General features: G+C 56.8%; 4 protein-coding genes. 3 read left to right on the top strand and 1 reads right to left on the bottom strand.

The features are described from left to right. Positions 1-91 precede the first annotated feature (91 nt). A complete protein-coding gene (locus tag VB716_RS15445; RefSeq protein WP_323270945.1) occupies positions 92-4,849 on the top strand; it encodes a beta strand repeat-containing protein in 4,758 nt (1,585 codons plus the stop codon). A gap of 153 nt (positions 4,850-5,002) precedes the next feature. Beyond that, positions 5,003-5,710 carry a response regulator transcription factor gene (locus VB716_RS15440; protein ID WP_323270944.1) on the top strand — a complete coding sequence of 236 codons (708 nt, stop codon included), beginning with the start codon at positions 5,003-5,005 and terminating at the stop codon, positions 5,708-5,710. Positions 5,711-5,748: 38 nt separating this feature from the next. Here the strand turns inward: VB716_RS15440 and VB716_RS15435 are convergent, their stop codons facing one another. Beyond that, positions 5,749-9,756, bottom strand: coding sequence for a magnesium chelatase subunit H (locus VB716_RS15435; RefSeq protein ID WP_323270942.1), 4,008 nt, complete (start codon positions 9,754-9,756; stop codon positions 5,749-5,751). Positions 9,757-9,937: 181 nt separating this feature from the next. Here VB716_RS15435 and dapB point away from each other — a divergent pair. Further along, positions 9,938-10,688 (top strand): 4-hydroxy-tetrahydrodipicolinate reductase (gene dapB, locus VB716_RS15430; protein ID WP_323270941.1); only part of this gene is annotated, 751 nt, incomplete at its 3' end.

Here is a 10,688-nt window from a genome sequence, read left to right as displayed (position 1 = left end):
GGATGGCGAGACCAATACGGTCAGCATCAGCAGCTATACGGGCGGAGCGGAATACGAATCGCTGGATACGACAGCGACGGCGCAGGTCGTTGTGGAAGACACGACCGACATCACGGCGGTGAGCCTGAATCTTGTGATGGTAGACGAGGAAACTGGTCAGGCGACGATCACGGCACAAGTCGACAATGAGGTTACGGGCAGTGACCTGTTAATCGACTTGGATAATGGCCAGACAATTACGATTGAGGTGGGGCAGACTAGCGGAAGTATCAGTTCTGTGGTTGAATCAAACACAGATCAAGTAGCAATTGCTACGACTTCTGGTGGCAACTATGAAGCCTTGGATACGAGTTCTGTTGACCATTTCGTCACGATCACAGGCCTTGATGGAAACGGCCCTGAAGTAATCGTTGACGAGGACGATCTCCTTGATGGTACAACGCCGAATCTCGGTGCGTTGACGAAAACTGGATCTTTCTCTTTTACTGCAGTCGATGGCGCTGATGATGTGACCATTGGAACGACGGCGTTAGTTGCCAATGGTGTTTATGTCGGTGACGGTACAGAGGTGACGACAGCTGCTTACGGCACGCTGACGATTACGGGTTTCAGTGCTGATACGGATGCCACCACCGGTGAACTAGTTGGAGGTACGTTTAACTACAGTTATACCCTTGATGATAATACTCTGACCCATTCGACAGGTGGTGGTGAGAACAACATCGTCGAGAGTCTATCGGTGACCGTGAGTGACATTGACGGCGACTACAGAACTACCTCGTTCGATATTCAGGTAGTTGATGATATTCCGGTCGCTGGTGATATTTCTGTAGACTTCAAAACTGATAATTCAACCAATACGAATCTCCAGATTGTTATTGATGTCTCCGGAAGTATGAACGACTCTTCTGGAGTTGGAGACATGTCGCGTATGCAGCTTCAAATTAATTCAGCTGTTGAGCTCCTTGAACAGTACGAAGCCCTTGGCGAAACCAAGGTGAGTGTGATTGTGTTTAGTAGTTCTGCCTCCACCTTAGTGGATTGGGGATCGGCTGATGATGCAAAGGCGGCTATTAAGGGGCTAACAGCTGGTGGAAATACAAATTATGATGCCCCTCTCAATATGGCGTGGAATAACTTTGTAGATGGAAGTCAGGATCGGATTGCGAATGCACAGAATGTGCTTTACTTCTTCTCTGATGGTGTACCCAATACCAGTGGCTTGACATCGGGCGATACGCCTGTCGTGGATGCCGATGGAAACGTCGTGTTCTCAACGACAAATACTAATAGCAATGATGGAATCTCGGCGTCAGAGATGGCTGACTGGCAAGACTTTCTGGCCGCAAATGATATTAATGCCTTTGCGATTGGGGTCGGAAGCGGCGCCACTGCTGAGACACTTGATCCAATTGCCTACAATGGATTAACGGGTACTGATACAGACTCGATTGTCGTTACAGACTTGAATGAACTTGACGCAGTTCTGCAGGACACAGTAAATACATTTAGCAGTTCTTTGCTGGGTGTTGCTGTAACTACAGCCAGTGGCAATGTGATTACTGGCTTGGGTGCCGATGGTGGCTTCATTGCTGATATCACTGTCAATGGGACAAAGTATTCTTACGACTTGGCTACTGACACTTCCAGTGTTGATGGTACCAATAACGGTACTTTTGATACAGCTTCTAATCAATGGTCAGTTAATACAAGCGCTGGTGGGAAGCTTGTTGTAGGCATGGCATCCGGTAGCTATGTTTATGTCTCACCCGAATCTTCAGCCATTAATAATGCTTTTGATGAAGTAGTCACATATACTCTTGTTGACAATGATGGAGATTCGAGCTCGGCTTCCTTGACGATCACCATTAATCCAGATAGTAACAGCTTGATTGTCCGTGATGACTTGATTCTCACCAACCAATCTGCAGTTGCAGGTCTTGATGCAATCGCTATTCCAACCTGGGCCTTGCTTGCCAACGATACGGGTGGCGATGGCTCCGAAGTGGTTACCGCTGTTTCAGACGCTGCTGGTGGTTCTGCTGTATTAAGTGGCGGAACCATTACGTTTACCGAGGCAAATGCTAATGATTCTAACGGCGGTAGCTTTACTTATGCTAACACTACTGGAACAGATTCGAATACTGCTAACGTCGTTCTTGACCGCTCTCAAGCGGGTAGTAACTCACTTGTCGGTACTTATCGAAACGAACTTCTGATTGGTCGAGATGCTGATTCAACTTTAACTCCACTTAGCATCACCGAGTCTTTTACTGGTCAAAGCTATGCACCGCCTAGCTCGCCGGTCGCAGGTGATAATTGGCCAATTGCCTGGTCGGAGAGTAATGATAGCGGCGGTGCCACTGGTGGCGACCTCTTTATTAACGCTAGTGGTAAGCTCGAGTTTAAGGGCAGAAGCAATGATAATTCTGATGCTGCTACGCTTACTAGTGGAAATATCGCAATCCCTGCAGGCTATAACTTGGCAACCCTAAGCTTTGATTGGGAAGTAAATACTGACGCATCAAGTGAGGACACCCGTGTCTATATCAGTAGTAATGGGAGTAGCTGGACTGAGTTGCGTGAGCTCGATGGTAACGATCAAGGAACGGGTACATTTACAACGGATATTAGTCAGTATCTTTCCGGCTCAACCCTTCAAATACGTTTGGAGTCTGATGGAGCAATGGATAACGGTGAATATGTCTTTATTGACAATATCAACATCACTGCTCGCCAAGGTGATTTAATTTCCGGGGGAGATGGTAACGATGTATTGCTGGGTTTGCGTGGCGATGATCTTCTCTTGGGTGGGACAGGTAGCGATATTCTTGCCGGTGGCCGTGGTGCGGATCAACTCACTGGTGGTACCGGAGCAGATCGATTCCTGTTCTTGAAGGGAGAGGGAGGTTCCGGTACTGATCTGATCACTGACTTTGAGGCTGGCCTTGATACGATTGTGATTCAGGCTGCTAACATTTCACAGGTCCAAGTCTCTACCGCAAGCATTGTCAGCGGCAGTGGCAGCACCACGGTACGTGAGTACACTGTGACTGTTGGCTATAGTGATGCTACTGCTGCAGATGTCTTTACGATCCAGCTATCGAATAACAAAGTTCTTTCGGATGCAGGTAACACTGGCACCACATCATTGCCGAACGGGATTGCTATTGCCTCTTCAACGGCAACAATTGATGGCGTGATTGTTGGTGCAACCGTCTACATGGATATCAACCGAGACGGGGTAATACAGGAGGATGAGTTGATTGGAGTTTCAAATCAATATGGCCACATTGATTACGTCATTGATATTGCCAAGTTGGATGTTAATGGTGATGGTCAATTCACCTTGGGTGAGGCTAGGCTTGTGATGAACGGTGGTATTGATATTGATACGGGCCTTAGTTACGATATCAATCTCTATGGATCAGTTGGCTCCTCAGTTGTCAGCCCTCTGACTTCCCTGCTGCAGACGCTCCTTGAAGATGGCTATAGTCTCGATGAAGCTAATTCAGCTCTTGTTGATGGACTTGGCTTCACACCTGGAACGAGCCTTTCCAGCCTCAACCCGATCGCCAGTACCTCGCAGGTGTTGCTCCAGAACTCCGCTGTGATGACCCTTGCGGTTCAGCTTTCGGAGCTGGCTGCGATCAAGTTGGGAACCGATGAAGCGCATGCTTCTTATCCGGTATTCTCTGCGATCAGCACGTCCTTAGTTACATCGAGTCTAGACGCTGATCTCAGCGACAGTGATAGCACAGCTGCTACGGGGGCAGACTTCAGCAATTCCTCCTTGCTTACCACAATCGGCAATGAGCTGGGCCTTGCAGACGTTATGACCCCAGAGGTCATCAACTTTATGGTTGCTAGTCAGAATGCTTTGCAACATAGTATCGATAGTCTCGCCCCTGAAGATGATGCGCTTGCTGCCATTAGCAATGTGCAGCAACTGACACAGGGATCCTATGCTGAGGTGCTTGAATCTGTTGCCTCTGGCAATCTTTCATCCGAGGCTTTGGATACGCTCTCAGGTCTGCTCGATGCTTATAGCAATGGCTCCTTGGAATTGAGTGATATGGCGGTCTTTGATCAGCTTCTCACTGCTGCTAACGAAGATTCGGTGATCAGTGCTGAGGAGTTCCAGGAGGCGTTGGCCAGTCTGCCTCCGTCGTTCGTAGATCAGCTGGCTGCATCAAGCACCCTTTCTGCCGATCCCGATTCCCCGGTGGTTGATGATGCCTCTGATTCACTCGACACCTTAGACCCTGCTGATAGCTCCAGTGATCTTGTTGACCAGCCGTCTTTAGACTCCTTGAGTGATGCTATCGATGGCACGGTTGACACTGGAACTGAATCCGCTGTTGATGACGGTGCCGTTGACTCGATTTACGACGATGTCAATCTTGTGCCTTTGGATACTCTGATTGATGATATTCTGGCTGATCCGTCTCAGCTTCTTGCTGATTCTTCATCCTCAGGTTCTCTTGATTCTTCCGTCACAGCTGATGATGTTGTCATCGGAGACGATGCTATTGTTCAGGATGAAGTGGCTGATGTATCGAGTCTGGTCACTCAGCTCTTGGATGATCAGCCCGTTACGGATGACGATCTTGCTGAATACCAGCATGACATCACATTGGTTGATCCCATTCTTGATACGACGCAGGATTCCCTTCTCGATGATCCAGCCAGTGGTGGGATGGACTCAGGTTTGGCTGATTCGAGTCTGCATGATTCTTCGGATGACAGTCATGATCTGTCTCAGCATGATCCGCTTCACTCTGATGTATCTCTTGATGATAGTGGCGCCACCCACTACGTCTACGACGATCCTGGCGTGATGGGTTGACTTGATTCTCTACCTGTTCCTTAGCTGATTCGTCAGCTAGGCCGTTCATGCCGCCTCCTCTCCGGGGGCGGCATTTTCATGTGCAGACTGAATGTCCATTGGGAGGTATCGTACTTTGAGAGTGGCTGAACCGAAGCCGTCCGATCGATCGCCTTGTCCATTCTTCCTTCGGTGGTTCCCGATCGACCTCTTCTTGTGTTAAAGGCGTGTGGTCTCGAAGCTCAACGTCTGGCGAAAACCTGTGATGCGGTTGGTTATCGCATCATTGTTTGTGACTCTAGTGAAGATGTGTTGATTCGGATGCAGGAGCAGAGCCCGATGGCGGCCCTGATTGATGCCGCTCTTCACCTGTCCGATGCTTCTGAGCTGTGCTCCAGGCTTCGTGATAGCGGATCAGTGACTCCACTGCTGGTGCTATGCGACTCCAGTGACTTCTCTGATCGTGTGGCTCTCCTCGATTCTGGTGCTGATGATGTTATCAGCCGTCCCTATGCCATTGAGGAATTGCTGGCTCGCTTGCGGGTGTGGCAGCGACGCTCCGGCATGGGTCACGTGGATGCTGCTGGTGATCTGCTAAGCCACAAGGATCTCACCTTGAATACCGAAACCCGTGAGGTGCAGCGTGCCGGGTCGGCAATCAGATTATCGGTGAAGGAATACGACCTGTTGCTGTTTCTCTTGCGTCACGCCGGCCAGGTGCAGGAGCGGCAGCGCATCCTTGAGGCGGTGTGGGGGGAGAACTTCTTTGGTGATGCCAATATTCTGGAAGTGTATATCCGCTATTTGCGTAAAAAAATTGAGCGGCCCGATCTGGAGCCGCTCATTCAGACCATCCGTGGTGTGGGTTATCTGCTCAATTAGGTCTTCAGCCTGAGTTTTGCGGTTTGGCTTCTGAAGGTTCAGCCTTGGGGCGTAACGCCTTCAATCCGATCTTCGATCTCCTGGTAGATCTCCTGCAGCTGGGCGATGTTCTCATCGCTGGTTTCCCAGTAGCCGCGGCCATTCACCTCCAGCAGGGTGCCCACGATGCGGCGGAAGCTGTGGGGGTTGAGGTCCATCAGCCGCTTGCGCATCTCGGGATCGTTGATGAAGGTGTCGTTGGCTTCCTCATAGACGAAATTATCCACCGAGCCGCTGGTGGCGCTCCAGCCAAGCGTGAAGTTAAGCCGTTTGGCCACCTCTCGCACGCCCTCATAACCGGAATTGAGCATGCCTTCATACCACTTGGGGTTGAGCAGCTTGGTGCGGGAATCGAGGCGGATCGTTTCACTCAAAGAGCGCACCTGGGCGTTGGCGGTGGTGGTATCGGCGATGTAGCTCGCCGGTGCCTTGCCATCGTCGCGCAGGCCCTGGATCAGCTTGGTGGGATCGGAATCGAAGTAGTGGCTCACATCGGTGAGCGAGATTTCAGCGGAATCGAGGTTCTGGAAGGTCACGTCAGCGGTTTTCATCGCTGATTCGAACACCTCCCGCTTCTGGTTCATCTCGCCGGGATTGTCGGCATTGAAGGCGAAGGTCTTGCGGCTCAGATACATCTCCTGCAGCTCCCCTTCCTCCTCCCAGGTGCTGTTCTCCACCGCCAGGTTCACATTCGACGAGTAGCTGCCGCTGGCATTGGAGAACACGCGGGTGGCGGCATCGCGCAGGCTGATGCCATTGGCGGCCGCCTGCTCCTGGGCGTGCTTGCGCACGAAGTTGCTCTCCAGCGGTTCGTCCGCTTCGGCGGCCATCTTGACGCCCTGATCGATCAGGCCCATCTGGTTGATGAACAGATCGCGGAACACACCGCTGCAGTTCACCACCACATCGATCCGCGGACGGCCCAGCTCTGCAAGCGGAATCAGCTCCAGCTTGTTGACGCGGCCCAGGGAATCGGGCACCGGCCGCACACCGATGAACCAGAGGATCTGGGCCAGGGATTCACCGTAGGTCTTGATGTTGTCCGTGCCCCAGAGCACGCAGGCGATGGTTTCGGGCCAGGCGCCTTGCTCAGCCTTCTGGCGCTCGATCAGCCGATCCACCACCACCTTGGCGGCGGCGATGGCGGCGCGGGTGGGGATCGCCTGGGGATCGAGGGCGTGGATGTTCTTGCCGCTGGGCAGCACCCCCGGGTTGCGGATTGGATCGCCGCCCGGCCCTGGAATCACGTATTCGCCATCGAGGGCCTTGAGCAGGCTCTCCATTTCCATATCGGCGCAGATCTGCTCGAGGCAGAAGCGCAGGTAGGCGAACAGTTTGTCGAGTTCGCCCGCATCCACGCTCACAAAGCCCGCAGCGCAGCAGGCCCGCAGCCAGGGGCTGGGCAGCTTGAAGCCGATCCGCTCCAGCAGGCTCACCAGCCAGCCGAAGTTGCGCCGCAGCGTCACCCGGCCATCGCGGCCCGTCACCTCCCGCACCATCGCCCCCACTGCCAGGCGGCTGGTTTCGGTAATACGGCGGTTGAGCTCCACATCGGCCAGTACCCCCTCATCGTTGCCGCGATACACCGCTTCGATCGTGCGCCCCAGGCTCTGGGCCAGCAGGGCCGGCAGGGAGCGGATGCCCTCCTCTTCCCGCTCCAGGGCGGCGATGTTCACCAGGGTGGCGATCGCTTCTTCGGCGGTGGGGGGCTTACCGATCGTGTGCAGGCCGCAGGGCAGCAGCCGGCTCTCGATCTCCATCAGCTGGCGGTACACCGCCCCCACCACGGCATCGCGGCCATCCAGATTCAGCTCGGCGGCTTCCCCCTCCGGCAGGGTCACATCCTTATCAAGGTTGCACTGGCGCGCCGTTTCCACGATCGCGTTGACGATCTGCACACCTCTGGAGCTTTCGCGCAACTGCTGGTAGGAGCCCACCAGCTCGCCCAGCTCCTTCAGCCCCTTGTAGAGACCGGCATTTTCGGCCGGGGGGGTGAGGTAGCTGATCGTGGCGGCATAGCCGCGTCGCTTGGCGATCGTGGCTTCGGACGGGTTATTGGCGGCGTAGTAGTACAGATTCGGCAGGGCGCCGATCAGGGAATCCGGATAGCACATCTCGCTCATGCCCATCTGCTTGCCGGGCATGAACTCCAGCGAGCCGTGGGTGCCGAAGTGCAGCACCGCATCGGCGCCCCACACCTTCTCGAGATAGGTGTAATAGGCCGCGAAGCCGTGATGCGGACTGGCGCTGCGGGAATAGAGCAGCCGCATCGGGTCGCCCTCGTAGCCGAAGGTGGGCTGCACCCCCACGAACACATTTCCGAAGTGGCGGCCGTAGATCAGCAGGTTGGTGCCGTCGGAATTGAGGTTGCCGGGGGGCTTGCCCCAGTTCTCCTCCAGCCTCTGGGAATAGGGGGTGAGCCGCTCGTATTCCTCCACGCTCATGCGGTGGGCGATCGCCAGTTCCGGTGCCCCCTGCAGGGCCTCGGGATCGTTGATCACCGCCTCCATCAGTGCCTTGGGGGTGTGGGGCACGCCCTGCACGTCGTAGCCCTTGCGCTTCATCTCCTCCAGCACCCGGTGGATCGAGCCGAACACATCCAGGTAGGCGGCGGTGCCCACATTGCCCTTATCGGGAGGGAAGCTGAACACGGTGATTGCCAGCTTCTTGTCGCTGCGGGGCTTGATCCGCAGCGACGCCCAGCGGATCGCCCGCTCGGCAATCGCCTCGACCCGGTCCTGCAGGGTGTGGGCCTTGCCGGTGGCATCGTCGCGGCCGCTCAGCACGATCGGCTCGATCGCCCCATCCAGCTCGGGGATGGCGATCTGCAGGGCCACCTGCACCGGGTGCAGCCCCAGGTCGCTCTCCTCCCATTCCTGGGTGGTCTGGAACACCAGCGGCAGCGCCACCATGTAGGGGCGGTTGAGGGTCTTGAGCACCTCGATCGCCCTGGGGTGATCCTGCCGGGCGGGGCCACCGACCAGGGCGAAGCCGGTGAGGCTCACCACCCCATCCACCAGCGGTTGGTCGGGGTTGAGCGGGTCGTAGAAGAAGGCATTCACCGGTTTGGTGAAATCGAGCCCGCCACAGAACACCGGGATCACGGTGGCGCCGCGGTATTCCAGTTCCTGGATCACGGCCACGTAGTGGGCCTCATCGCCGGTCACGATGTGGCTGCGCTGCAGCACCAGGCCGATCACCGGGCCCTGGCGGGCCTGGTCGGAGAGGTCGGATCGGCTGGTGTTCCAGTTGAGGTATTCCTTCAGATCTTCAAACATCCCCGGAGCCAGGGGATGCCAGATGCCCAGGTCGGGGAAAACCACGGGCTCGGCCACCTGCAGCTCCGGCCGGTCATGGCCGCTGCGGGGGAAGACGTACTTATCGGCCAGCATCAACAGGAAGTTGCGCAGGTTGTCTGGCGTGCCGCCCAGCCAGTACTGGAAGCTGAGCATGAAGGAGCGGGCATCCTGCGCCTTCTCCACCGGCAGGTACTTGAGAACCGTGGGCAGGGTGTTGAGCAGCTTCAACATCGCGTCCTGGAAGCCGGCGCTGTTGGCCTCCTTCCGCTTCTTCATGAAGCTGGCGATGGCGCTCTTGCTCTGGCCCAGCTGTGCCATCGAGAAGGTGCCCAGCTTGTTGAGACGCATCACCTCCGGCATGGAGGGGAACACCACGGCGGCCTTGAGCCGGTCGCGGTGGGGCGCCACCGCCTCCACCACCTTCTGGGCCAGGTCTTCGATGAAGATCAGCGAGGCGATGAACACATCCGCATCGGCCACATCGGCGCAGAAATCGGCGTAGTTCTGCGGATCGCGCAGTTCTTCGATCAGGTAGCCGCTCAGTTCGATCGCCAGGGGACCGTTCTGGTCGTTGAGGCTGTTGGCAGCGGTGGTGAGGGCGTTCTGGTACTGGGGCTCCAGCACCACATACACCGCCTTCATCACGGCGCGGCCCTCACGGCTGGCAGGGCTGACCCGGCGGTTGGCGGAGCGGACCTGCGTGAACATGCGGGCGGATTGAGCAATGTGAAGGAGCCTACGAAGGGCCGTGCACTCTCGCGAGCCCTTCTTTCAAGGCGTTACAGGGCTTGCGGATCGGCCCTTGCCGGCGTAATGGCCGGTTCGGAAGCCCGCATAGGCTCGCCTGGTTCCGCCGATCGCCATGACGAGCGCTCCCGTTCCCCCAGCCATGCCTTCCGCCACCCCCGCCGCTGCTCCGATCCCGGTGGTGGTGGCCGGTGCCCTGGGCCGCATGGGCGCCGAGGTGGTGCGGGCCGTGCTGGCGGCACCGGATTGCGCCCTGGTCGGCGCGATCGACACCACCCCCGGCAAGGAAGGTGTCGACGTCGGGCTTGAGCTGGGGCTGGAGGAGCTGGAGCTGGCGATCACCGCCGATCTCGAGGGCACCCTCTGCCAGGTGAGCCAGAGCGTGCGCAATGCCGGCCCCGGCGGCGGTGCCGTGCTGGTGGATTTCACCCATCCGTCGGTTGTGTACGAGCACACCCGCGCCGCGATCGCCTACGGGGTGCATCCGGTGATCGGCACCACGGGGCTGAGCCCGCAGCAGCTGGCGGATCTGGCCAGCTTCAGTGAGAAGGCGTCGGTGGGGGGAGCGGTGATCCCCAACTTCTCGGTGGGCATGGTGCTGCTGCAGCAGGCCGCCGCCGCCGCCGCCCGCTTCTACGACTTCGCCGAGCTCACCGAGCTGCACCACAACCGCAAGGCCGATGCTCCCAGCGGCACCTGCATCAAGACCGCCGAACTGATGGAGGATCTGGGCAAGGCCTTCAATCCGGCCCAGGTGGAGGAGCACGAAAGCCTGGCGGGCTGCCGCGGTGGTCTGCGGGAGAGCGGGCTGCGGCTGCATTCGATCCGCCTGCCGGGCCTGGTGGCCCATCAGGAGGTGATGTTCGGCGCCCCCGGCGAGACCTACACCCTGC

Origin of the sequence: Synechococcus sp. CCY9201, assembly GCF_034931105.1 — a bacterium.
Taxonomy (GTDB): Bacteria; Cyanobacteriota; Cyanobacteriia; order PCC-6307; family Cyanobiaceae; genus CBW1002.
The sequence above is the reverse complement of the archived record's forward strand: the minus strand, read 5'-3'. Positions and strand labels throughout refer to the sequence as shown.